A 21125-nucleotide genomic window follows, 5' to 3' on the forward strand; every position below is an offset into this window, starting at 1 on the left:
CAACTTCCGACCGCTTCCACCGCCTCATTCCATGACAGCGCTGTGGTCGATCTTGGCCGGCGTTCCCGGTTTGCGCAGCAGGAGCATCAGCGGGATGGCGGCCAGCGACAGGAGCATCATCAGCTTGAAGTCGTTCATGTAGCTGATAACGGTCGCCTGCAGCGTCACCACGCCGTCGAGCGCGGCGCGACCGGCGGCGGTGTAGGGGTTCATCGCCTGGAAGATCGCCGGATCGTTGAACGCCTGGTTGAAGGGCGTCACATAGGTGGCGATGCTGGCGTGGTTGATCTGCACATTCTGCGTCAGGAGCGCGGTGACCACCGATATGCCGACGCTGGAGCCGATGTTGCGCGACAGATTGTAGAGGCCGGTGCCTTCCGCGCGCCGCTCCGGCGCCAGCGTGGCGAAGGTTATGGTGGTCAGCGGCACGAACAGGAAGCCGAGCCCCGCCCCCTGGATGAACCCGGTGGAGATGATGGTCCATTGCGAAACGTCGGGCGTCCAGCCGGTCATGTCGTACATCGCCCAGGCGGTGATCAGCAGGCCGATGAGCAGCAGCCAGCGCGTGTCGACCTTGCCGATCAGCCGGCCGACCAGGAACATGCAGGCCATCGTGCCAAGCCCGCGCGGCCCCATGACGATGCCGGCCGTCACCACGGGGTAGCCCATCAGCGTCTGCAGATAGGGCGTCATCAGCGCCAGCGAGGCCAAGTAGGTGATGCCGATGATGAAGATGAAGATCATACCGACGGCGAAATTCCGGTCCAGGAACAGCCTCGGATTGACGAAGGTGTTGCGGCCGGTGAAGGTGTGGACGAGGAAGATGTAGAAGGCCGATGCGCAGATCACCGCCTCGACGATGATCTCGGATGACGAGAACCAGTTGAGCTGCTCGCCGCGATCGAGAAACATCTGCAAGGCGGCGATGGTGATGCTGAGCATGCCGAAACCCAGCCAATCCAGCCTCGCCTTGAAGTCCAGCTTGGTTTCCAGGACGTACAGCGACACGCCGGCGAAGGCCAAGGCGCCGATCGGCACGTTGATGTAGAACACCCAGCGCCAGCTGACATTTTCGGTCAGCCAGCCGCCGATGACAGGGCCCAGCACCGGCCCGACCATCACCGAAATGCCGAACAGCGCCATGGCGGAGCCGCGCTCTTCCACACTGTAGATATCGAGCAGGATGCTCTGCGAGAGCGGCACCAGGGCCGCGCCGAACAGGCCCTGCAGCAGGCGAAAGCCGACGATTTGCGGCAGCGATTGTGCGAAGCCGCACAGCACCGAGGCAACGACGAAGCCGGTGATCGAGGTCAGGAGGATGCGCTTGCGGCCGAAGCGGTTGGCGAGGTAGCCCGAAGGCGGCGTCATCACCGCCGCCGCCACGATGTAGGAGGTCAAAACCCAGTTGATCTGGTCGGCGCTGGCCGAGACGCTGCCCTGGATGTAAGGCAGCGCGACATTGGCGATGGTGGTGTCCAGCGCCTGCATGATGACGGCCAGGATCACGCAGGCAGTGATGGCGCCGCGATTGGCGACCACCGGCGTGGCAGCTGTCGCGGACGCGCTGGTCATGACTTTTGTCCGAACAGGCCGACGAGATTGGTGACGAAGTCGGGCAGGCCGCGTGCATGGCCCGTCTCGACGTCGACCACCGCGCTCATGCCGCCGCGCAGCGGCGGCTTGCCGTCGATACCATCGATCGTCACGCGCATCGGGATGCGCTGCACGACCTTGACCCAGTTGCCGGTGGTGTTCTGCGCCGGCAGCAGCGAGAAGCTCGACGAGGAGGCGGGGCTGATCGAGGCAACGGTGCCGTGCCACACGGCGCCCGGATAGGTGTCGACGCTGATCGTCGCCGTCTGTCCCGGCCTGACATAGGTCAGCTCGGTTTCCTTCGGCTCGGCCGCGATCCACAGGTCGGTCGACGAGACCAGGCTGAACGCCGGCTGCGAAGCCGGCAGGTACTTGCCGACCTGCAGCGCGTCGACATTGGTGACGATGCCGTCGAACGGCGCCTTGACCACGGAATCGCCGAGGTTGCGCTGCGCATCGTCGACGCCCGACTTGGCCTGCAGGTAGAAGGGGTTCTTCTCCACCGGCTGGTTGGCGTCGCCCCCGAGCTGGGCCAGCGTGGCCTGCGCCTGCGCCTTGGCGACGGACACTTTCTGGCGCGCGGCGACGAGGTCGTGCTGGGCGCTGTCGAAAGACGCCTTCGAGGCGGTGGAGGTCTTGAGCAGATCCTGCTGCCGCTGGAAGGCGGCCTCATAATAGGGGATGTCGGCTTGCGCCTGCTCGATCTGCGACAGCGACTGCTGGTAGCTCGCCTCCAGGGTCAGCACCTGGTTGCGCACGGTGCCGAGCTGGGCCTGGGCGGCGGCGAGAGCGGTCTCGAAGGAGGCCGGACGCAGGCGAAACAGCACGTCGCCCTTCTTCACGGCCTGGTTCTCATGCACGTCGATCTCCTGCACCGTGCCGGAGACGTCGGTGGAAACGCCGAGCGACTGGGCCTGGATATAGGCATTGTCGGTCGTCATGATCTGGCCGCCGGTGACGTAGTAATAGCCACCGACGACGAGCGCGACCGGAAGCAGGGCAAAAAGGACCGGCCGTGTCAGGCTGCGCTTCGGTTTGGCCGGAACAGGAGGGGCGACGGCGGCGGGGGCCTGCCGTGGCTGCGGCTCCTTGGCCGGAGCCTCGAGTGCCGCAGGCTCCAGGGCGGCCGGCGTTTCCAGCTCGTCATTGTCGATGACGACGTTGGCCCGCCGCTGCTCCCGCTCATTGTCGAGCTGGATGATCTGGTCGCTTCGACCCGATGGCGTCTCGTCTCCAGCGGGCTTTTTGGGATATGTTGATTCAGCCATGTATTTTCTCCCGGTCGACGGCCGGCTGGGTGCAAGCCGCGAGCAGATTGGATTTGATCAAGCTTAGGGTTTGCAGCAGACGCTGCTGTGTCTCAGGCGAAAGGCCGGCGAAGGCCTCGTCTCGAGTTTTCTGGCCGTTGCCGCGCATGATCTCGAGCAGCGGACGGGCCTGCGGCTTCAAGTAAAGCAGCCAGGCCCTGCGGTCGGCGGGATCGGGCCGGCGCTCGATGAAGCCGCGGGCCTCCATCTTGTCGAGCAGCCGGGCGAGCGTGATCGGCACGATCTCGATAAGGTCGGCGAGCTTGTTCTGGTGGATGCCTTCATGCAGCGAAAGGTACGCCAGCACCTGCCACTGGGCGCGGGTCAGTCCCGAAGCGCGCGACCGCTGCTCGAACCGCTTGCGAAGCAGGCGCGCAACGTCGTGCAGCACGAAGCTGATATTGGGGGAAGAGGGCATGGCAGGAGATCGGGATCGATGGACAATTTTTCGTGAGCATGCTTATTATCATCATGCACATAATCCCGCTGGACGCGCCGCGCAAGACCGATTAAGCCTCGGGCAGGAAAAAACGCATGGTCCACGGCACCGCAAAGGCCGCCTGGCGATGTGGATTTGCCGGCAAGGATTTGGCGATGAATTGGATTGGGATCGCGGCCGTCACGGCTCTCATTGGGTGCCCCGGCGCCGCGGCTGCCAAGGATGCGGTCAGTTGTGGCGGCGCCGCCATGCTGGGCGGCGCACAGCTCAATTGCAGCCACGTCGAATCCAAGGCGCCGCCGCAGTTCTGCACGTTTAGCTGGGATCTACACACGATGGCGGGCGATCAAAAAGTCGTCGAAGGCAGCTTCATGCTGCCGCCCGGAGCGTCGAACGTGCAGGTGTATCAGGGCAGTGGGTTCGACAGCGCGCTGTCCAATCCGATCGTGATCTGCCGCGGCGACAAATGAGCATGGCGAGCAAGGAAGGCTCGCTCGTCAGCCGATTGGTGCTATAGGGCGGATCACGTTATTTTGACCAGGCGCGCGGATTGCGGATCGGCGTGGCTATCAATTCCTGGACGGACTTCGACATGGACGGACCCAACCCCGGCATCAAGCACCCGATCCCGATGCACACACGCGTCGGCTTCCTGAAGCCTCTGGTGACAGTGCCGAATATCGAGATCGGCGACTTCACCTATTATGACGACCCCGACGGGCCGGACAAGTTCGCCGAAAAATGCGTGCTGCATCACTATCCCTTCATCGGCGACAAGCTCATCATCGGCAAGTTCTGCGCCATAGCCGAAGGCGCGCGCTTCATCATGAATGGCGCCAACCACGCGATGTCCGGCTTTTCAACCTATCCGTTCAACATCTTCGGTCATGGCTGGGAAAACGGTTTTGACCCAGCCACGTGGTCGAAGGAAGTGCGCGGCGACACAATGGTCGGCAGCGATGTCTGGATCGGCATGGAGGCTGTGATCCTGCCCGGCGTGGAAATCGGGCATGGCGCCATCGTCGCCGCCAAATCGGTGGTGACGCACGATGTGCCGCCCTATGCGATCGTCGCCGGCAACGCCGCGAAAGTGGTCAAGATGCGTTTCGACGACAGGACGGTCCGGCGGCTGCTGGCGGTGGCATGGTGGGATTGGCCGGTGGACAAGATCGGCCGCAACCTCGACGCCATCAGGGGCGCCGATATTTCTCTTCTGGAGGCAGCAGCTTGAACGTTCCCAACAGCACCGCGATCGGCACCGACCTGTTCACGCGCGGGTGGATCTTCATCCGCGGCGTGCCGGCCATGAAGTTCCTGCCGCCGGAAGGGCCGCCCGAGATCGCCTTCGCCGGCCGCTCCAATGTCGGCAAGTCGTCGCTGATCAATGCGCTGGTCAACCAGAAGGGCCTGGCGCGCACCTCCAATACGCCAGGGCGCACGCAGGAGCTCAACTATTTCGTGCCGGATGGATTTTCGGGCGAGGGCACCGACCTGCCGCCAATGGCGCTGGTCGACATGCCGGGCTACGGCTATGCCACCGCGCCCAAGGAGAAGGTGGACGAGTGGACCAAGCTGGTCTTCGATTATCTCAAGGGTCGGGTCACGCTGAAGCGGGTCTATGTGCTGATCGATGCCCGCCACGGCATCAAGGCCAAGGACGACGAAGTGCTGTCGCTGCTCGACAAGGCGGCGGTGTCCTACCAGATCGTGCTGACCAAGACCGACAAGATCAAGGCCGCCGGCGTGCCGCGGCTGATCGAGGAGACGCTGGCCAAGATCAAGAAGCGTCCCGCCGCGTTCCCGTTCGTGCTGGCGACGTCATCGGAAAAAGGCGAAGGCCTGGAGGAATTGCAGGCCGCGATCGTGCTCGCCGCCAATGGCGGCTAATCGTCGTGCGCGCATCCGTTGACCGGGCCTTGGCAATCCGTCAGCATCGCAGTGTCGTTCGAGGGCATTCGGATGCGTATCGTTTTTCGTTGTGATCCCGCGCTTGCCGAAACGCTGCCCCGGCCGGTTCCGGCGCGCGGCGTGCTGCCTGACTGGCTCCGCAAGATGCCTCCGAAAGCCTTTTCGGAAATCCATGGGCGAGAAATCCGGACGGTAAAGCAGTGCCCGCCCTTCGTCGATGCCATGACACATGGCTTCATGATCCTGCTGCCATGCGATGTGACTGTGGAGAACGGCGCCTTTGAATGGCGGTGGGACATCGCCGAGCCGTCAACCAAGGGTCATCCGCGTTCGCCGCTCAGCTTCCATGTCGCCGAACAGCTCGCCGGCGCACCGTTCTCGAATGGGCTTGCGGCCATAAAGTTCAACAGTTTCTGGACGATCGAGCTGGAGGAAGGCTGGTCCCTCTTCGCCACCCATCCGGTCAACCGCGATGATCTTCCTTTCCGACTGGTGACTGGTGTTGTCGATGCTGATCATTTCCAGGACGCCGGCATCAATTTCCCGGCAATTTGGACCGACCAGGGTTTCTCAGGAGTACTGGCGAAGGGCACGCCGGTTGCGCAATGCTTTCCAGTGCCACGCGCCGCGCCCGAACTCGTCTTCGAAAGCTTCGATGCCGTGCGCAAGGCTTCCTACGAAAAGACCGTCGCCGATGTTCTTGCCGAGCCCGGCGTCTACCGCAAGCAGTTTCGCGTAAAACGCGCCCGCTAGAACTTTCCTGGAGCTCTCTAGCCGCCAAGCAAGCCCTTCAACGCTTCGCGGTCGACCCAAAGCTTGCCGTGCGGCGCTGACGTCAGGGCCATGGCGATAATGCCGAAAGTCGTGGTGCGCTGCTCGTAGGCCGACCGATAGGCCTCCATCGCGGCGTCCATGTCGCCCGTCTCCTGCAGCGCCACCCCAAGATTGACCGCCGCCTCGGCGTCGCCGGGACGTATCTCCAGCGCTTTGCGATAGGCGGCCGCTGCCCCCACATGATCATGCAGATCCTGCCTGACAAGGGCGAGGTCGAACCATGCCGATGCTGGCGCGTCTCCGTTTACGGCCCGCTCCAGCAAAGGTGCCGCATCGGCAGGCATTCCGTCCTCGAACAGCATGCGGCCCAGACGCGCTGCCGCTTCCGCCGACAGGGGATCGGCAAGTGTCACCTGCCGCCACGCCTCGAGCGCGCGCCTCCGGTCGCCCGCCTCGTCGAGCGTTCGCGCCTGCTCGACAAGCACGGCAGCGTCAGGCGCCAATGCCGCCGCGCGTGAGAGATGGAACAACGCCTGGTCAAAATCCCGTGCCGCCCGCGCCAGACGGCCGGCGAGCAATTGAGCGGATGCGTTGTCAGCCCTGATCGCCAGACTTGCATGAATATGCGTGCGGGCTCCCGATATCTCTCCCTTGGCGAAAAGAACGGCGGCCATAAGGTGGTTGAGAGCTGGGTCGTCGGCGGTCCGGTCAAGAGCCTCCTGGCAAAGCAGCCGTGCCTGCTCGTGACGACCGGCATTGAAGTCCGTCACGATGCGCCGCATCTGATCCTGAAGCTTAGGATCGCCCATACCGATCTGCCTTCACGCTTGCGGCAGGGCTTTTTCGTCCTCGACGAGCTTTTCGGTGCCGTAGGCTTTCAGGAACATGTTGACGCCCGACCTGACGATGTGGTCGATCTCGTCCTGGGTCGGGGCCTTGGTGCGATAGGCGAAGATGCACTGCCGGAAAAGACCGGCCAGGCACAGTTCGGTGAACTGATAGGCGGCGAGGTCGACATCGTCGATCTCCAGCAGGCCGCGCTCGATGGCGGCGTTGAGGAACGTCACCACCTTGTCATGGCCGCGCTTGGGCCCGCGTTCGTAAAAGCGCGCGCCCATATCGGGTATTCTGTCGGAGGCGCCGATCACCGTACGCTGCGCCTGGATGACCCTGGCCGAGGTGATCTTCATCGACAGAACCTTGCCGAACTTCACCAGCGTCTGGCGCAAGTCGTCGGCGCGGTCGAGCATGTCGTACATGTTCTTGAAGATGGTGCCGCGCTCTTCCTCGATCAGCGCTTCGAACAGCTCTTCCTTGTTGGCGAAGTAGACGTAGATGGTGCCCTTCGAGACCCCGGCCTCGCGGGTGATGTCGTTCATCGAGGCGGCCTCGAAGCCCTTTTCGATGAAGACACGACGGGCGCCATCGATGATCTGGCTGCGCTTGACCGGGTCCTGTCCAGCGGCCGGGCGGCCGCGGCGCAGACCGTCCAGCAGGTCTTCGCACAGATCGGTTTCGCTGTTGCGTACAATCTCAACCATAAAAGTCGGACCTCGAAATAATTCGAACCAATCGGTTCGATTGCCCCTTGATATGGTCCTCTTTACGCGCTATGTCAACGGCCTGATCGAACCGAACGGTTCAGTATTATAACTTTAGAGAGATGTCATGTCCTCGACCGCGTCAACATCAGCCGAAGTCCGCCCTTTCCCCAACGCCAAGGTCGCGCCGGCGACGGAAGCTCCGGAAATTCCCCTCCAGCCGGTCGTCGCACCGCCGCCGGCGGAAGCTCCGGCCAAGAAAAAGCGCTCGGTGCGCTCCTTCCTGCTGCCGATCATCGGCCTTGCCCTTCTGAGCGGCGGCGCCTGGTATGGCTATGACTACTGGACCACGGGCCGCTTCATGATCTCCACCGACGACGCCTATGTCCAGGCCGACATGGCGTTCGTCTCGCCAAAAATTTCGGGCTATGTCGACCAGGTCCTCGTCAGCGAGAACCAGCAGGTCAAGGCCGGCGATCCATTGCTGACGATCGACGCCGGCGACTACAAGATCGCCGTCGCCCAGGCCGAGGCGCAGATCGCCACGCTGGCCAAGACGCTCGACCGCATCGACGCGCAGACCAAGGCCGCGCAAGCCTCGCTTCAGCAGGCGCAGGCGCAGAAGGTCGCCGATCGGGCCGCCGCCGACAATGCCGGCCGGGCCCAGCAGCGCGCCGCGCAACTGGTCAAGACCCATGTCGGCACGCAGGCACAGCTGGACGACGCCCAGACCGCGCTCGACCAGGCCAATGCCGCGCTCGTCGGCGCCGACGCACAGATCGCCGCCGCGCAGGCCAATATCGGTGTGCTCGAGGCACAGCGCGCGGAATCCGCCAGCACGCTGGCATCCCTGCAGCTCGGCCGCGACAAGGCCGCGCGCGACCTCTCCTTCACGGTGCTCAAGGCGCCTTATGACGGCGTCGTCGGCAACCGCTCCGTCGAACAGGGCGATCTGGTCAGCCCCGGCCAAAAGCTCGCCGTGGTCGTGCCTATGGACAAGCTTTACATCGTCGCCAACTTCAAGGAGACGCAGCTTGCCAGGCTCGTGCCCGGCGAAAAGGTCAACATCTCGGTCGACGCCATCGACGGCCAGCCCATCAAGGGAACCGTCTCCTCGCTGGCGCCGGCCTCGGGCGCGGTGTTCTCGCTGTTGCCGCCTGAAAACGCCACCGGCAACTTCACCAAGGTGGTGCAACGCGTTCCGGTCCGCATCGACGTACCGGCCGATGCGCTGAAGACCGGCAAGCTGCGCGCGGGCCTGAGCGTCGTCGTCGCCGTCGACAGCCGTACCGCGCCTGCCGCCACCAGTAACTGATCGCTTTTCGGAGGGCGGCTTGGTGGCTGATTGAAGCACCGAGCCGCCCGGCCTGCCTCAACGGGGCCCCAAGGAGGGCCAGGAAATGGCAACCGCAACCATCACCGCAGGATCGCCGCCGGCAATGCCGGCTGCCCCCGACACGATCTCGACGCGCCGCGTCATCGCCTTTCTGGCGATGGTGTTCGGCATGTTCATGGCGATCCTCGACATCCAGATCGTTTCGGCCTCGTTGGCCGAGATCCAGGCCGGCCTCAGCGCCAGCTCCGACGAGATCCCATGGGTGCAGACGGCCTACCTGATCGCCGAGGTGGTCATGATCCCGCTGTCGGGCTTCCTCAGCCGCATGCTGTCGACGCGCGTGCTGTTCACCGTCGCGGCGGCGGGCTTCACCGCGGCGAGCGCCCTTGCCGCGACCGCCACCAACATCGACCAGATGATCGTCTACCGCGCCGTGCAGGGCTTCATCGGCGGCGGCATGATCCCGAGCGTTTTCGCCGCGGCCTTCACCATCTTCCCGCCCTCGCGCCGTGCCATCGTCTCGCCGATGATCGGCCTGGTGGCGACACTGGCGCCGACCATCGGCCCGACCGTCGGCGGCTATATCAGCCACGCTTTTTCCTGGCACTGGCTGTTCCTGGTCAATGTCGTGCCGGGCATCCTCGTGGCGACCGCTGCCTGGTCGCTGATCGATTTCGACAAGCCCAATCTCAAGCTGTTCTCGAAGTTCGACTGGTGGGGCCTGGCCGGCATGGCGGCCTTCCTTGGCTGTATGGAATACGTGCTTGAAGAAGGCCCGAACAATGACTGGCTGCAGGACCAGGGCGTCTTCATCTGCGCCATCGTCATGACCATCGGCGCGGTGATCTTCTTCTGGCGTGTCTTCACCGCCGAGGAGCCGATCGTCGACCTCAAGGCGTTCAGCAACATCAACTTCGCCTTCGGCTCGCTGTTTTCCTTCGTCATCGGCATCGGTCTCTATGGCCTGACCTATCTCTATCCGGTCTTCCTCGGACGCATCCGCGGCTACGATTCGATGATGATCGGCGAAGCGCTGTTCGTCAGCGGCCTGGCCATGTTCGTCACCGCGCCCATCTCCGGCTTCCTGTCGAGCAAGATGGACCTGCGGCTGATGATGATGATCGGGCTGTTCGGCTTCGCCACCGGTACCTGGTGGATGACGCACCTGACCGCCGACTGGGATTTCTACGAGCTGCTCATCCCGCAGATCCTGCGCGGCTGTTCGATGATGCTGTGCATGGTGCCGATCAACAACATCGCGCTCGGCACTTTGCCGCCGGACCGGTTGAAGAATGCGTCGGGACTGTTCAACCTGACCCGCAACCTCGGCGGCGCCGTCGGCCTCGCCCTCATCAACACCGTGCTGATCGACCGTAATGCCTTCCACTATGCCCGGCTCTCCGAGCATGTGCAGTGGGGCAGTGCCGCCGCGCAGGCCAAGCTGCAGAACATGACGCTCAATTTCGAGCAGACCACCGGCCTCGACGCCACCAGTGCCGCGATCTCCAAGCTGTCGGGCATGGTCCAGCAGCAGGCGGCGCTGCTGTCCTTCATGGATGTGTTCTATCTGCTGACCGTGCTGTTCGGGACGCTGGGGTTCTTCACCATGCTGATCAGGAAGCCGGCCGCGCCCGGTGGCGGCGGAGGCGGCGGGCACTGAAGCAAGGAATCGTGGCAGCGGTTTTCGGGAAGCTCCTCCAGTCCACGCCCGAAAGCTCCGACCCACGCAAAAAACTCCGGGCCGCAAAGCCCGGAGTTTTTTTATTGCCTTTGGGTCCTCAGGCGGCGGCGGGCTTGAAGGTCAGCGCCACCCCATTGATGCAGTGGCGCAGGCCGGTCGGCGCCGGACCGTCATCGAAGACATGGCCGAGATGGCCTCCGCAGCGGCGGCAATGCACTTCGGTGCGGGTCATGCCCAGCGACCGGTCCTCGGTCTTGCCGATGCCATTGGCGATCTCTTGCCAGAAACTCGGCCAGCCGGTGCCGGAATCGAATTTCGTCTCCGAGGGATAGACCGGCAGGTCGCAGCCGGCGCAGGCGAAGATGCCCTTGCGGTGTTCGTTGAGCAGCGGGCTGGTGCCTGGATATTCGGTGCCTTCCTTGCGCAGGACGTTAAAGGCGGCCGGCGACAGGATGGCTTTCCACTCGTCCTCGGTCTTGGCGACCTCGAATTTTTCGGCGGCCTGCGCGGCCTGCGGGCTGCCCATGCGCAGCATTGCTGCCGCGGTTCCGATGACGCCGATAGCGGCGGCACCGCTCAAAAGAAAGTCGCGACGGTTCATGACCAGTTCCTCCTGTCGTCTGTTTTGCCAAACTATGCCGCCGCCCGAAAGTCAAAAGCCGGTGACGGTTGCCCCAAACGACACTCCGCGCCGTCCACTTTCGATCGTGGGCGGCGCGGAGCACGCGTGTCGATTGCGGATCACGGGAGCGAGACGGCGCGATCGACGGAGAGCTCTTGCAGCAGGTTCGTCCGCGACAAGCGCCTCGTTACATCTTCGGCCCGATCACATCTTCGGGAGCAGAACCTTGTCGATGACGTGGATGACGCCGTTGGACTGTTCGACATCGGCGATGGTCACATTGGCGACATTGCCGTTCTCGTCGGTGACGGTGACCTTGCCACCGTCGGCCTTCAGCGACAGCTCGCAGCCGCCGACCGTCTTGACCTTGTGCGTGCCGCCATCGGCCTTGGCCATGGACACCACATCCGCCGCCATCGCCTTGGCGCCAATCACATGGCAGGTCAGGATCTTGACGAGCTTGTCCTTGTTCTCGGGCTTGAGCAGCGTCTCGACCGTGCCGACCGGCAGGGCGGCGAAGGCTTCATTGGTCGGCGCGAAGACGGTGAACGGGCCGGCGCCCTGCAAGGTCTCGACAAGACCGGCCGCCTTGACGGCGGCGACCAGCGTCGTGTGATCCTTCGAATTGACGGCATTGTCGACGATGGTCTTGTTGGCAAACATGGCGGCGCCGCCGACCATCGGGTTTTCAGCATAAGCAGCCGTGGCAAGCGCGGAGACAGCGATCGTGCCGGCGAGCAAAAGGGTGGCGAATCTACGCATTGTATCAAAACTCCTCGGGTTTTCTCTTCCCATTTTGGGGACGCAAGGAGATACGGAACACAGATGCGTGAGTTTCAGAATATTTCGCGGATTTTTGATTTATTTTCACTGTGGATGTATTTTCTGCCTTGGCAATTCGCCGGCTACCGGTCCATTTAGACATATGGAACGGAGATAGACTGAGCCTGTTCTATCCAGGCGCCGCCAGTGCGAAGGCTCGATCAGATGCCCTTCAAATCGCCCGCGGCAACCACCGGCCCGGTGGGCTGCCCGGTCGGCGAACCGCCGGTGGGTTCGAGGCTGACGGCCAGCACGGCGCCCTGCGCGAGTTTCCGCTGCGTGGTGGGCGAGACGCCAATATGCGCCGTCGCACCAACCGGGATGACGCCCATCGAGATCGGCGCGTTCTTGCCCTCGATCATCCAGAGTTCGAAGTCCTTGCCGGCGGCGAGCGCGCCGGAAACATGCGAAAGGCTGACTTCATGCCGTTCGGAATCATAGACGGCGAGATATTTGACGTCACTGCCGTCGGCGGCCAGCGAAGCGACGAGTCGCGCCTGCGGCTGTTCAGCCGGCCGGTTGACATAGGGGACGGCGACGTAAAGCGCCAGCGCGGCAACAGCCGCCACCGCAAGGCCGCGCCAGAAGGCGAGGCTGGACCACAGGCTTGCGCGCGGCTCGGCAGGCGTGGTGGCGGCGGATGAAAACAACCGGCGGTCGATCGCCGGCTTCACCGAAGCCGGCGGCTCGATTTCAAGATAGGCCGCGCCCAGCGGCGACAGGCGAACTTCCCAGCCGTCGACCAGCCGCGCGAAATCGGTCTCGGCGTCGATGCGCCTGGAGGCTATCTGCCGCTCTTCGACCGGCAGCACGCCAAGAACGTATTCGGCGGCGAACAGGTCGTCGCCTCCACGTTCCGGTCCGTTGTCCTCTGCCAGCGTCATCTTTCCAGACATTCCCTGAGTTTCATCAGGCTGCGGCGCAGCCAGGTGCGCATCGTGTTCAACGGCACGCCGTGGCGTTCCGCCAGTTCGGCATAGCTTTCGCCCTTGAGATAAGCGCCCCGGACGGCCGCCGCCCGGTCTTTCTCCAACTCATCGAGACAATGATGGATCCGTTCGGTCTCGTCGCCCGCCACCACCATCGCTTCAGGTCCCGGCGCCGGATCGGCCACGTCGAGCGCGGCATCGATATCGGCGGCGGGCTTGCGCCGCGCTCGGATGCGATCGATCGCATGATTGCGCGCGATTGCCACCAGCCAGGAGATCGGGCTCAGATCGGAGACAGCAAAGCGATCCGCCTTCGTCCAGATCTTGACGAAGACTTCCTGCAGCGCTTCTTCAGCATCTCCCCGGTCGTTCAATACACGAAGGCATACGCCGAAAAGTTTCGCACTGGTGTGCCGGTAAAGCAGATCGAACGCTGCCCGATCTTTCATCGAAGTCCGGACGATCAGCTTGGTAATGTCCTGCGGCGTCATGCGCGCCAAATTAGGCAATTGCGCTGTATTTGCAACGCCGGAAATATGCTGTGCACCTAAAGTTCGGCGTCCGCACACCTGCCCCGAGACAGTGTCCCGGTTTGAAGTCAAAAGCTGGCAATCGCGTTTGAGGCGCTTCCCCCGACATGCTACGCTTCAGCCGAAGCAAGGGAGATTTGTCATGGGATTGGTGCTCGCCAAACCTGAGGATGTCGCCACTGCCTTTGCCGATGCCTGGAATAGACACGATATGAACGACTTCGCGGCGTTGTTCGCCGACGACGCCAATTTCGTCAATGTCGTGGGCATGTGGTGGAAGAACCGCACCGAGATCGAAAGGGCGCACCGCGCAACTCATGAAACCATGTTTCGTGACAGCCGATTGAAGGGTGTTGTCTCGTCAGTTGTTGAATTGTCTTCCGGCATTGCATCGGTGCACTATTCATGGATCCTGACCGGCGCATCCGCTCCGGACGGCTCATCCGCCGGAAAACGAGAAGGCATTCTGCTTCTGGTTTTGAAGGAAGAACAGTCGGGCTGGCGGATAAAGGTTGCCCAAAACACCGACATTGTTCGGGGGGCGATTGCGCCCCCTTCCAACGCCGGGAGATAGCCGTTTAAAAGTCGCCGCCAAACTCCAAACTGAGACACTATCAGCCTGGATTGCCAAGGGAATTGCCGCTGACTAGCTTGGCAGCAATGGGGGAGCGCACATGTCGGTCGAACGAATCCTTTGGGAAGAAGACGCAACCGGTCTTGCCGGTCTGGTGCGCAGGGGCGAACTATCGGCGATCGAGTTGACCGAAGCGGCGATCTCCCGTGCCGAGGCCACCCGCCCCGAAATCAATGCCACGGCCGAGCCGCTCTACGAGGCGGCACGGACCCGGGCAAAGAGCATCGACCGTTCGCTGCCGCTGGCTGGGGTCCCCTTCGCCATCAAGGATCTCGGCATCGCCATCAAGGGCGTGCCCTCGCATGGCGGCAGCCGCATTCCGGCCTGGGTGCCCGATTTCAACTCGGTGATGACCGAACGCTATCTCGCCGCCGGGCTGATTCCGATCGTCACCTCGACGTCACCCGAGCACGGGCTGCGGCTGATGACGGAATCCAAGGCCTTTGGCGTCACCCGCAATCCCTGGAATACCGGCCACACCACCGGCGGCTCGTCGGGCGGTTCGGCAGCCCTGGTTGCCGCCGGCGTCGTGCCGGTGGCGCATGCGTCGGATGGCGGCGGCTCGATCCGCGTGCCTTCTGCCTGCAGCGGCCTTGTCGGCCTCAAGACCTCGCGCGGCCGTGTCCCGTTGTCCCCACTGGTGAGCGAAAGCTGGTACGGCATGGTCGTCGATCACACCGTCACTCGCTCGGTGCGCGACTGCGCGCTGCTGCTCGACCTCACCCATGGTCCCGATACGCTCGCGCCTTATGCCGCGCGCCCGCCAAAAAGCTCGTTCGCCGCCGCTGCCGCGCGGGATCCCGGCAAGCTCACGCTGGCGGTGTACCGCAAGTCGCCGCTGGGCTTGCCAATTTCGGCCGAGACGCTGAAGGCGCTCGACATTGCCGTGGCACTCGCCCGCGAGGGCGGCCATTCGGTCGAGGACATCGATCTGCCTTTTATCGGCCGCGATTTCTTCGCCGATTTCTGCACAACGGTCGCCTCCGCCGTCGCCGGCTCGTTGCGGGGTGAAGCGCTGCGCGTCGGCCGCTCGGTGACGGGCGATATCGAGCGCGCCACGCGCGTGCTCGGCCGGTTGGGCGAGATGATCTCGGCCGGCGAAACCTATGCCGGCCTGCAGCGCCTACATGCCACCTCGCGGCAACTGATCACGGAGACCGCGCGCTATGATGCGGTACTGATGCCTGTTATCGCGCACCCGCCGCTCGCCTGCGGCGCCATGGATCCGAAAGGCGCCGACGAACTGATCGAAAACCTGCTCGACAAGCTTCACCTCACCGCGCTGCTCAGGATCAAACCGCTGTTCGGCCAATTGATGGACAAGAGTCTTTGGTTCACGCATTGGCCGGCGATCCACAATGTCAGTGGCCAGCCGTCGATCGCGCTCCCCGTCCATGTCACGGACGCCGGCCTGCCGCTCGGGATCCAGGCCGCCGGCCGGCCGGGCGACGAGGAAACGCTTTTGTCGCTGGCCGCGCAGATGGAGAAAATCTCGGGCTGGCTGACGCGGCGGGCGCCGCTGATGGTGCCGTCACGATGACGACACCGTGAACCGACTATGACAGCAATGCCATTTGCGGCTCGCGTCAATTCCGGCTAAGACGCCGCCGTCCTTACCTGATGCATGTCGCCCAAATGTGCCCAGCGGTTTGGGACAACGACATGCATAAAACCAAATACCAGGGAACCACGCTGATGACGGACGTCGCCGCCACCGCCGAAATGCAGGCCGCCCTCTTGTCGCGCGCGCTGCCCTACATGCAGCGCTACGAGCACAAGACGGTCGTGGTGAAATATGGCGGCCATGCCATGGGCGATCTCGAACTCGGCAAGGCCTTCGCCCGCGACATCGCGCTGCTCAAGCAGTCCGGCGTCAACCCAATCGTCGTCCATGGCGGCGGACCGCAGATCGGCGCCATGCTGGCCAAGATGGGCATCGAATCCAAGTTCGAGGGCGGCTTGCGCGTCACCGACCAGAAGACGGTCGAGATCGTCGAGATGGTGCTGGCCGGCTCGATCAACAAGGAGATCGTCGCGCTGATCAACGCCGAGGGCGAATGGGCGATCGGCCTGTGCGGCAAGGACGGCAATATGGTGTTCGCCGAAAAGGCGCGCAAGACGATGATCGACCCCGATTCCAACATCGAGCGCGTGCTCGATCTCGGCTTTGTCGGCGAGCCGGTCGAGGTCGACCGCACGCTGCTAGACCTTCTGGCGCGCTCCGAAATGATCCCCGTGCTGGCGCCGGTCGCGCCCGGCCGCGATGGCCATACCTACAACATCAACGCCGACACTTTCGCCGGCGCCATCGCCGGCGCATGCAAGGCCTCGCGCCTGCTGTTCCTCACCGACGTGCCGGGCGTGCTCGACAAGGACAAGAAGCTGATCGACGAGTTGACGGTCGCCGAGGCCAAGGCGCTGATCAAGGACGGCACGGTTTCCGGCGGCATGATCCCCAAGGTCGAGACCTGCATCGAGGCGATCGAGCGTGGCGTCGAAGGCGTCGTCATCCTCAACGGCAAGACGCCGCATTCGGTGCTGCTCGAACTGTTCACCGAACACGGCGCCGGCACGCTGATCGTGCCATAATGCTTGTTGTCAGCCGGCTAACCTTCTGCCTGGCAGGCCGCGATTTACGGCCGCAGGAAGCTCCGGCTTTGTAACCGGCCGCCGGACAACCATCGATTCCTCCTCAGTGTCCTGCGGTGCGCCCCAGAATTCCGCGAGCGTCGGGCCGCCTTTCACCCGGCGGTCGGTCACCAGAAAACCCCAGATCTCGCGGAACCAGACGCGGCGGCCCATCTGCGTGTACCAGCGCATCGAATGCCGCTGCTCGGGATCGGGGTGGAACAGGGTGCGCGCCAGCGCCTTCGGCCTCGACTGCACGGCGAGCTCAATCAGCTTGACCGAGAAGAACAGCATCCACGGCTTCAGCCGGGTCATCTGCAGCACCTGGTGCTTGTAATCCCACAGGCGGGCATCCCTCTGGATGACCTTGCGATCCCGCGCGATGCGGAAAAACGGCGTCCAGCGATGCGGCGTCACATAGAGCGCCTGGATCTGGTCGGGGTCATAGGCGAGGAGCTGGCGAAAGCCGCGCCACAGATCGCGAAATCCCTCATCCTCGAAGCCGGCCACCCAGGTCGCCATGGACAGGATGCCGTGCTTCCGCAGCAGCCGTATCGCTTCACGATCGGACGAGGTACTGCCGCCCTTGCGGATCAATTGCAGCGTCTGCTCGTCGGTGTTTTCCATGCCGAGCAGCCAGCGGATAACACCGGCCTGGCGGTAGAGGTGCAGCATATCGGCATCGCGCACGATATCGTCGGCGCGGGTCGAGCCGACGATCAGCACCGCCACGTTCTCGGCAATCAAGGCTTCGAGAAAGGCGCGCCATACCTTTTTAGAAACCGTCGGATTTTCATCCGCCAGGTTGATCAGTTCGACGCCATGCTCGCGGTGCAGCCAGGCGATCTCCTTGGCGAACTTGACTGGGTCGCGATGCCGCCAGCGGGTCCAGAAGCCACGCTGGCCGCAATAATTGCACAGATGCGGGCAGCCGCGCGAAAACTGCATGACCACCGCACGCTTGCCTCCCCAGTAGCTGTATCCGCGGTGGTCGATCAGCTCCCAGCCGACGCGGTAGGCGTCGAGGTCGGCGATGGTCATCGCCGCTTGCGTAGCGAAGGGACGGTCAAGATCGTCGCGGCAGGCGATGCCGGCAACGCTTGCCGGCGGCTGGCGCATCTCCAGCGCCTCGACCAGCGCCACCACGGTCGCCTCGCCCTCGCCGCGCACGATGAAGTCGAAGGCGTCGGTTGACGCCAGGATGTCGCGCCAGTGATAGGTGGGGAAGACGCCGCCATAGAGGATGATCGTCGCCGGCGCGCGCGCCTTGACCATCCCGGCGATCAACAAGGCGGTCGGATGTGCCGAGGTCGAGCCGGAATGGCCGATCAGAACGAAGTCGGGACAGTCCTTCAGGGCTTCCGCGACAACCGAGGCGAGCGGCATCGGCCCGAACTCGGCATCGACGAGCCGCACCTGATGACCGGCGTCGAGCAGCGGGCCGCCGATCGCCAGCAGACCAAGCGGCGGCAGGTGATCGTCCGGCACGCGGCTGCCGATGGCGGTGTGTGGCGGATTGATCAGGACGATTTTCATGGCGGACCTCCGGGAGGAATGGTCCGTGCATGCTGGTTGGAGAGCTGGTCGCCGAAAGGGCCGAGCTCAGCAGTTTGCTTGCAGTTTTTCCGCAGAAACGCGGATGCGCATCACCGCCTGAGATGGGCGAGCGGCACGTGGCCGGGTCCCTTGATGTTCTGCAGCACCAGTTGCGTGTGGACGTCGCGCACGCCGTCGAGCCGCATCAGCCGATGCATGACGAAGGCGTTGAGCTCGTCGACCGATGGCACCATGACATGCAGCAGGAAATCGTGGTCGCCGGTCATCGTCCAGCACGACGACACCTCATCCATGTGCTGAACGGCGGCAATGAAGCTCTCGGGCGAGCCGTCGCTGTGGCTGACGAGGCGCACCTGGATGAATACCTCGACCGTCAGGCCGACGGCGCGGCGGCTGATCACCGCGGCAAAACCCTTGATGATGCCGGCTTCCTGCAGCGCCTCGAAGCGCCGGGCGCAGGGCGTGGTGGAGAGGCCGACCTCCTGCGCCAGCTCGGAAACGGGTTTGCGGCCGTTGCGTTGCAGGACATCCAGCATCTTGATCTCGAAATCGTCGAATTGAGGCATTTTCACTCCTCCCAAGTGAATTGTGAGTGAATAGTATCTCGAATGTGGCGGAGGAGCCACCATCAAAACCGAATTGCCTCGGCAGATCGGGTTAGTCTTGCGGCACGTCAACCATTGGTGCGAGGAGAAAACCCATGACGACGATGAGCGTTGCCGAATACGCCCGCGACTGCGCGGCGCAAGGGTTGCGCGGGGACTATTCGGTGTGCCGCGCGGATTTCACCGTGGCGCAGGCTTATGACTATTCGACCGAGGAGCAGGCGGTGTGGCGCACGCTGTGCGACCGCCAGACCAAGCTGACGCAAAAGCTCGCCCATCACTCCTATCTCGACGGCGTCGAGAAGCTCGGCCTGCTCGACCGCATCCCCGATTTCGAGGACGTCAGCACCAAACTGCGCAAGCTGACCGGCTGGGAAATCGTCGCCGTGCCGGGCCTCATCCCGGCCGCACCGTTCTTCGACCACCTCGCCAACCGCCGCTTCCCGGTCACCAACTGGCTGCGGACCAAGCAGGAACTCGACTACGTCGTCGAGCCGGACATGTTCCATGACTTCTTCGGCCATGTGCCGGTTCTCTCGCAGCCGGTGTTCGCCGATTTCATGCAGATGTATGGCAAGAAGGCCGGCGACATCATTGCGCTGGGCGGCGACGAGATGATCACCCGGCTCTACTGGTACACGGCCGAATATGGCCTGATGCAGGAGAACGGCCAGAAGCTGAAGGCGTTTGGCGCCGGTCTGATGTCGTCGTTCACCGAGTTGCAGTTCGCTGTCGAGAGCAAGGACGCCCACCATGTGCCGTTCGACCTGGAAACGGTGATGCGGACCGGCTACGAGATCGACAAGTTCCAGCGCGCCTATTTCGTGTTGCCGTCCTTCGACGCCTTGCGCGATGCCTTCCAGACGGCGGATTTCGAAGCGATCGTCGCGCGCCGCAAGAGCCAGCCGGCGCTCGACCCGGCGACGGTCTAAAACATAAAGCGCGTCGCATGAATCTGTCTCAACGCGACGCGCTTTGGACGCTTTGATCGCGCTGGGCTATTGCATGGCAGCGGGGTTCATCCACAGGAGCTCCCAGACGTTGCCGTCAGGGTCTTCGATGTGGCGGTTGAACATGAAGCCGAGATCCTGAGCGGGGTTGGGATCGGCGCGGCCGCCGGCCGCGACGCCCTTCTCGATCGTGGCATTGACCTCGTCCTTGCTGCTCGCGGTGAGTGCGATCAGCATCTGGCTGTCACGCCTGGCGTCGCCGATCTGGCGGGTTGTGAACTGGCCGTAATGCTGGTGCGTCAGCAACATCACCCCGATCGCGTCGGAAAACATGACCGAACTGGCCTGGTCGTTCGAGAACTGCGGATTGAGCGTGCCCCCGATCGCGAGATAGAAATTGGTCGCTGCCTGCAGATCCCGCACCGGCAGATTTATGAAGATCATCTTGGTCATCGGTCTAAGCCTTGCCTTCGTTGACAGGTACTAGTCAGTCCAGTACCGTTTCATGGGGCTACCACGAGAGAACGGTACCGTCTAGTACTGGTTAAGAGGGCGCCATGAAAATCGACGGTGAGACCAGATCGGCTCGCAAGGATCGTGAGATCATCCAGGCGGCCACGGCGGCGTTCACCAGCAAGGGATATGACGGGACCAGCATGGAGGAAATCGCCACCAAGGCGGGGGCCTCCAAGCAGACCGTCTACAAGCATTTCACCGACAAGGAGACGCTGTTTGGCGAAGTCGTTCTGTCAACCGCTACCCAGGTCAATGACATCATCGAGTCAGTGACGACGCTGCTTTCCGAGGCGAAATTCATGGAAGGCGGCCTGCAGCAGCTTGCCCGACGCCTGATAGCGGTTCTCATGGATGAAGAGTTGTTGAAGCTGCGGCGCTTGATCATCGCCAACGCGGATCGAATGCCGCAGCTTGGCCGCGCTTGGTACGAAAAGGGGTTTGAGCGCATGCTTGCCTCGACGGCGTCCTGCTTTCAAAAACTCACCAGTCGAGGACTGATACAAACAAGTGATCCCTATCTGGCAGCCAGCCATCTTTTTGGAATGCTTCTTTGGATCCCCATGAATGAAGCCATGTTCACGGGAGGCAACCGGCGCTCCAAGGCCGAACTGGAACGCCACGCGGATGCCTCGGTGGAGGCATTTCTGGCCGTCTACGGAGTCCAGCCGAACTAGTCGCGTCCCCTGCCCACGTTTGCAGGGGTCGAGGACACCACCATGTGCCTTTCGACCCGCAAACAGTGATGCGCACCGG

General features: G+C 63.2%; 23 protein-coding genes. 11 read left to right on the plus strand and 12 right to left on the minus strand.

Going from position 1 to position 21125, the window contains the following annotated elements; translation table 11 throughout:
• Positions 1 to 24: 24 nt before the first annotated feature.
• Genes FJ943_RS00310 through FJ943_RS00320 form a run of 3 tightly spaced genes read right to left on the minus strand, consistent with a single transcriptional unit; the run spans position 25 to position 3318 of the window.
• Positions 25 to 1572: a DHA2 family efflux MFS transporter permease subunit gene (locus tag FJ943_RS00310; RefSeq protein ID WP_140719166.1), complete on the minus strand. Its 1548-nt coding sequence runs from the start codon at positions 1570 to 1572 to the stop codon at positions 25 to 27.
• A complete protein-coding gene (locus FJ943_RS00315) occupies positions 1569 to 2861 on the minus strand; it encodes an HlyD family secretion protein (RefSeq protein ID WP_140719168.1) in 1293 nt (430 codons plus the stop codon). The genes FJ943_RS00310 and FJ943_RS00315 overlap by 4 nt, the downstream gene beginning before the upstream one ends.
• Entirely contained in the window at positions 2854 to 3318 is a 465-nt protein-coding gene (locus FJ943_RS00320) for a MarR family transcriptional regulator (protein ID WP_140660130.1), read from the minus strand. The genes FJ943_RS00315 and FJ943_RS00320 overlap by 8 nt, the downstream gene beginning before the upstream one ends.
• Positions 3319 to 3434: 116 nt before the next feature.
• On the opposite strand from FJ943_RS00320, the gene FJ943_RS00325 reads away from it, so the two are divergent.
• The 4 genes from FJ943_RS00325 to FJ943_RS00340 all read left to right on the plus strand — a co-directional run bounded on the left by FJ943_RS00325 (position 3435) and on the right by FJ943_RS00340 (position 6000).
• A complete protein-coding gene (locus FJ943_RS00325) occupies positions 3435 to 3809 on the plus strand; it encodes a hypothetical protein (RefSeq protein WP_224622863.1) in 375 nt (124 codons plus the stop codon).
• A gap of 122 nt (positions 3810 to 3931) precedes the next feature.
• A complete protein-coding gene (locus FJ943_RS00330; protein ID WP_181173996.1) occupies positions 3932 to 4570 on the plus strand; it encodes a CatB-related O-acetyltransferase in 639 nt (212 codons plus the stop codon).
• Positions 4567 to 5226, plus strand: a complete 660-nt coding sequence (gene yihA / locus FJ943_RS00335; protein ID WP_015314400.1) for a ribosome biogenesis GTP-binding protein YihA/YsxC — start codon at positions 4567 to 4569, stop codon at positions 5224 to 5226. The genes FJ943_RS00330 and yihA overlap by 4 nt, the downstream gene beginning before the upstream one ends.
• Before the next feature lie 72 nt (positions 5227 to 5298).
• The gene (locus FJ943_RS00340) at positions 5299 to 6000 is read left to right on the plus strand and encodes a hypothetical protein (protein WP_140719170.1); all 702 of its coding nucleotides are present in this window, start codon (positions 5299 to 5301) and stop codon (positions 5998 to 6000) included.
• 17 nt (positions 6001 to 6017) lie between these two features.
• Here FJ943_RS00340 and FJ943_RS00345 read toward each other — a convergent pair whose 3' ends face one another.
• The gene (locus tag FJ943_RS00345; RefSeq protein ID WP_224641907.1) at positions 6018 to 6830 is read right to left on the minus strand and encodes a tetratricopeptide repeat protein; all 813 of its coding nucleotides are present in this window, start codon (positions 6828 to 6830) and stop codon (positions 6018 to 6020) included.
• 12 nt (positions 6831 to 6842) lie between these two features.
• A complete protein-coding gene (locus tag FJ943_RS00350) occupies positions 6843 to 7562 on the minus strand; it encodes a TetR/AcrR family transcriptional regulator (RefSeq protein WP_140719172.1) in 720 nt (239 codons plus the stop codon).
• Positions 7563 to 7689: 127 nt separating this feature from the next.
• On the opposite strand from FJ943_RS00350, the gene FJ943_RS00355 reads away from it, so the two are divergent.
• Positions 7690 to 8877 (plus strand): HlyD family secretion protein, encoded by a 1188-nt coding sequence (locus FJ943_RS00355; RefSeq protein ID WP_140719174.1) that lies wholly within the window; start codon positions 7690 to 7692, stop codon positions 8875 to 8877.
• A gap of 124 nt (positions 8878 to 9001) precedes the next feature.
• Positions 9002 to 10558: a DHA2 family efflux MFS transporter permease subunit gene (locus FJ943_RS00360; protein WP_224525473.1), complete on the plus strand. Its 1557-nt coding sequence runs from the start codon at positions 9002 to 9004 to the stop codon at positions 10556 to 10558.
• 118 nt (positions 10559 to 10676) lie between these two features.
• Here the strand turns inward: FJ943_RS00360 and msrB are convergent, their stop codons facing one another.
• From msrB to FJ943_RS00380, 4 genes are all read right to left on the minus strand, one after another.
• The gene (msrB, locus tag FJ943_RS00365) at positions 10677 to 11180 is read right to left on the minus strand and encodes a peptide-methionine (R)-S-oxide reductase MsrB (RefSeq protein ID WP_015314404.1); all 504 of its coding nucleotides are present in this window, start codon (positions 11178 to 11180) and stop codon (positions 10677 to 10679) included.
• Between the two features lie 225 nt (positions 11181 to 11405).
• Entirely contained in the window at positions 11406 to 11963 is a 558-nt protein-coding gene (locus tag FJ943_RS00370; protein ID WP_140719176.1) for a fasciclin domain-containing protein, read from the minus strand.
• Positions 11964 to 12184: 221 nt separating this feature from the next.
• Positions 12185 to 12907, minus strand: coding sequence for an anti-sigma factor (locus FJ943_RS00375; RefSeq protein ID WP_140720332.1), 723 nt, complete (start codon positions 12905 to 12907; stop codon positions 12185 to 12187).
• The gene (locus FJ943_RS00380) at positions 12904 to 13443 is read right to left on the minus strand and encodes a sigma-70 family RNA polymerase sigma factor (protein WP_140615195.1); all 540 of its coding nucleotides are present in this window, start codon (positions 13441 to 13443) and stop codon (positions 12904 to 12906) included. The genes FJ943_RS00375 and FJ943_RS00380 overlap by 4 nt, the downstream gene beginning before the upstream one ends.
• Positions 13444 to 13624: 181 nt before the next feature.
• Between FJ943_RS00380 and FJ943_RS00385 the strand changes: the two genes are divergently transcribed.
• From FJ943_RS00385 to argB, 3 genes are all read left to right on the plus strand, one after another.
• Positions 13625 to 14056: an SgcJ/EcaC family oxidoreductase gene (locus FJ943_RS00385; protein ID WP_140719178.1), complete on the plus strand. Its 432-nt coding sequence runs from the start codon at positions 13625 to 13627 to the stop codon at positions 14054 to 14056.
• Between the two features lie 100 nt (positions 14057 to 14156).
• Positions 14157 to 15656, plus strand: coding sequence for an amidase (locus FJ943_RS00390; RefSeq protein ID WP_140719180.1), 1500 nt, complete (start codon positions 14157 to 14159; stop codon positions 15654 to 15656).
• Between the two features lie 155 nt (positions 15657 to 15811).
• Positions 15812 to 16705: an acetylglutamate kinase gene (gene argB, locus FJ943_RS00395; RefSeq protein ID WP_023772298.1), complete on the plus strand. Its 894-nt coding sequence runs from the start codon at positions 15812 to 15814 to the stop codon at positions 16703 to 16705.
• Between the two features lie 9 nt (positions 16706 to 16714).
• On the opposite strand, the gene bchE is transcribed toward argB, so the two are convergent.
• Both bchE and FJ943_RS00405 read right to left on the minus strand, forming a co-directional pair.
• Positions 16715 to 18280: a magnesium-protoporphyrin IX monomethyl ester anaerobic oxidative cyclase gene (bchE, locus tag FJ943_RS00400; RefSeq protein WP_140719182.1), complete on the minus strand. Its 1566-nt coding sequence runs from the start codon at positions 18278 to 18280 to the stop codon at positions 16715 to 16717.
• 110 nt (positions 18281 to 18390) lie between these two features.
• Positions 18391 to 18867, minus strand: coding sequence for an Lrp/AsnC family transcriptional regulator (locus FJ943_RS00405; protein ID WP_140719184.1), 477 nt, complete (start codon positions 18865 to 18867; stop codon positions 18391 to 18393).
• A 134-nt stretch (positions 18868 to 19001) separates the two neighbouring features.
• Here FJ943_RS00405 and phhA point away from each other — a divergent pair, with 134 nt between their 5' ends.
• Positions 19002 to 19838, plus strand: a complete 837-nt coding sequence (gene phhA / locus FJ943_RS00410) for a phenylalanine 4-monooxygenase (protein ID WP_140719185.1) — start codon at positions 19002 to 19004, stop codon at positions 19836 to 19838.
• Between the two features lie 66 nt (positions 19839 to 19904).
• On the opposite strand, the gene FJ943_RS00415 is transcribed toward phhA, so the two are convergent.
• Positions 19905 to 20309: a VOC family protein gene (locus FJ943_RS00415; protein ID WP_015314414.1), complete on the minus strand. Its 405-nt coding sequence runs from the start codon at positions 20307 to 20309 to the stop codon at positions 19905 to 19907.
• A gap of 104 nt (positions 20310 to 20413) precedes the next feature.
• On the opposite strand from FJ943_RS00415, the gene FJ943_RS00420 reads away from it, so the two are divergent.
• On the plus strand, positions 20414 to 21046 hold the full coding sequence (locus FJ943_RS00420; RefSeq protein WP_015314415.1) for a TetR/AcrR family transcriptional regulator: 633 nt from the start codon (positions 20414 to 20416) through the stop codon (positions 21044 to 21046).
• Positions 21047 to 21125: the final 79 nt, after the last annotated feature.

Origin of the sequence: Mesorhizobium sp. B2-3-10, from assembly GCF_006442275.1 — a bacterium.
Lineage (GTDB): Bacteria > Pseudomonadota > Alphaproteobacteria > Rhizobiales > Rhizobiaceae > Mesorhizobium > Mesorhizobium australicum.

What these genes read in the sequence shown, in the direction of transcription:
- FJ943_RS00310 (WP_140719166.1), bottom strand. Translation starts at nt 1,572, where the DNA reads ATGACCAGCGCGTCCGCGACAGCTGCCACGCCGGTGGTCGCCAATCGC.
- FJ943_RS00315 (WP_140719168.1), bottom strand. Translation starts at nt 2,861, where the DNA reads ATGGCTGAATCAACATATCCCAAAAAGCCCGCTGGAGACGAGACGCCA.
- FJ943_RS00320 (WP_140660130.1), bottom strand. Translation starts at nt 3,318, where the DNA reads ATGCCCTCTTCCCCCAATATCAGCTTCGTGCTGCACGACGTTGCGCGC.
- FJ943_RS00325 (WP_224622863.1), top strand. Translation starts at nt 3,435, where the DNA reads ATGGTCCACGGCACCGCAAAGGCCGCCTGGCGATGTGGATTTGCCGGC.
- FJ943_RS00330 (WP_181173996.1), top strand. Translation starts at nt 3,932, where the DNA reads ATGGACGGACCCAACCCCGGCATCAAGCACCCGATCCCGATGCACACA.
- FJ943_RS00340 (WP_140719170.1), top strand. Translation starts at nt 5,299, where the DNA reads ATGCGTATCGTTTTTCGTTGTGATCCCGCGCTTGCCGAAACGCTGCCC.
- FJ943_RS00345 (WP_224641907.1), bottom strand. Translation starts at nt 6,830, where the DNA reads ATGGGCGATCCTAAGCTTCAGGATCAGATGCGGCGCATCGTGACGGAC.
- FJ943_RS00350 (WP_140719172.1), bottom strand. Translation starts at nt 7,562, where the DNA reads ATGGTTGAGATTGTACGCAACAGCGAAACCGATCTGTGCGAAGACCTG.
- FJ943_RS00355 (WP_140719174.1), top strand. Translation starts at nt 7,690, where the DNA reads ATGTCCTCGACCGCGTCAACATCAGCCGAAGTCCGCCCTTTCCCCAAC.
- FJ943_RS00360 (WP_224525473.1), top strand. Translation starts at nt 9,002, where the DNA reads ATGCCGGCTGCCCCCGACACGATCTCGACGCGCCGCGTCATCGCCTTT.
- msrB (WP_015314404.1), bottom strand. Translation starts at nt 11,180, where the DNA reads ATGAACCGTCGCGACTTTCTTTTGAGCGGTGCCGCCGCTATCGGCGTC.
- FJ943_RS00370 (WP_140719176.1), bottom strand. Translation starts at nt 11,963, where the DNA reads ATGCGTAGATTCGCCACCCTTTTGCTCGCCGGCACGATCGCTGTCTCC.
- FJ943_RS00375 (WP_140720332.1), bottom strand. Translation starts at nt 12,907, where the DNA reads ATGACGCTGGCAGAGGACAACGGACCGGAACGTGGAGGCGACGACCTG.
- FJ943_RS00380 (WP_140615195.1), bottom strand. Translation starts at nt 13,443, where the DNA reads ATGACGCCGCAGGACATTACCAAGCTGATCGTCCGGACTTCGATGAAA.
- FJ943_RS00385 (WP_140719178.1), top strand. Translation starts at nt 13,625, where the DNA reads ATGGGATTGGTGCTCGCCAAACCTGAGGATGTCGCCACTGCCTTTGCC.
- FJ943_RS00390 (WP_140719180.1), top strand. Translation starts at nt 14,157, where the DNA reads ATGTCGGTCGAACGAATCCTTTGGGAAGAAGACGCAACCGGTCTTGCC.
- argB (WP_023772298.1), top strand. Translation starts at nt 15,812, where the DNA reads ATGACGGACGTCGCCGCCACCGCCGAAATGCAGGCCGCCCTCTTGTCG.
- bchE (WP_140719182.1), bottom strand. Translation starts at nt 18,280, where the DNA reads ATGAAAATCGTCCTGATCAATCCGCCACACACCGCCATCGGCAGCCGC.
- FJ943_RS00405 (WP_140719184.1), bottom strand. Translation starts at nt 18,867, where the DNA reads ATGCCTCAATTCGACGATTTCGAGATCAAGATGCTGGATGTCCTGCAA.
- phhA (WP_140719185.1), top strand. Translation starts at nt 19,002, where the DNA reads ATGACGACGATGAGCGTTGCCGAATACGCCCGCGACTGCGCGGCGCAA.
- FJ943_RS00415 (WP_015314414.1), bottom strand. Translation starts at nt 20,309, where the DNA reads ATGACCAAGATGATCTTCATAAATCTGCCGGTGCGGGATCTGCAGGCA.
- FJ943_RS00420 (WP_015314415.1), top strand. Translation starts at nt 20,414, where the DNA reads ATGAAAATCGACGGTGAGACCAGATCGGCTCGCAAGGATCGTGAGATC.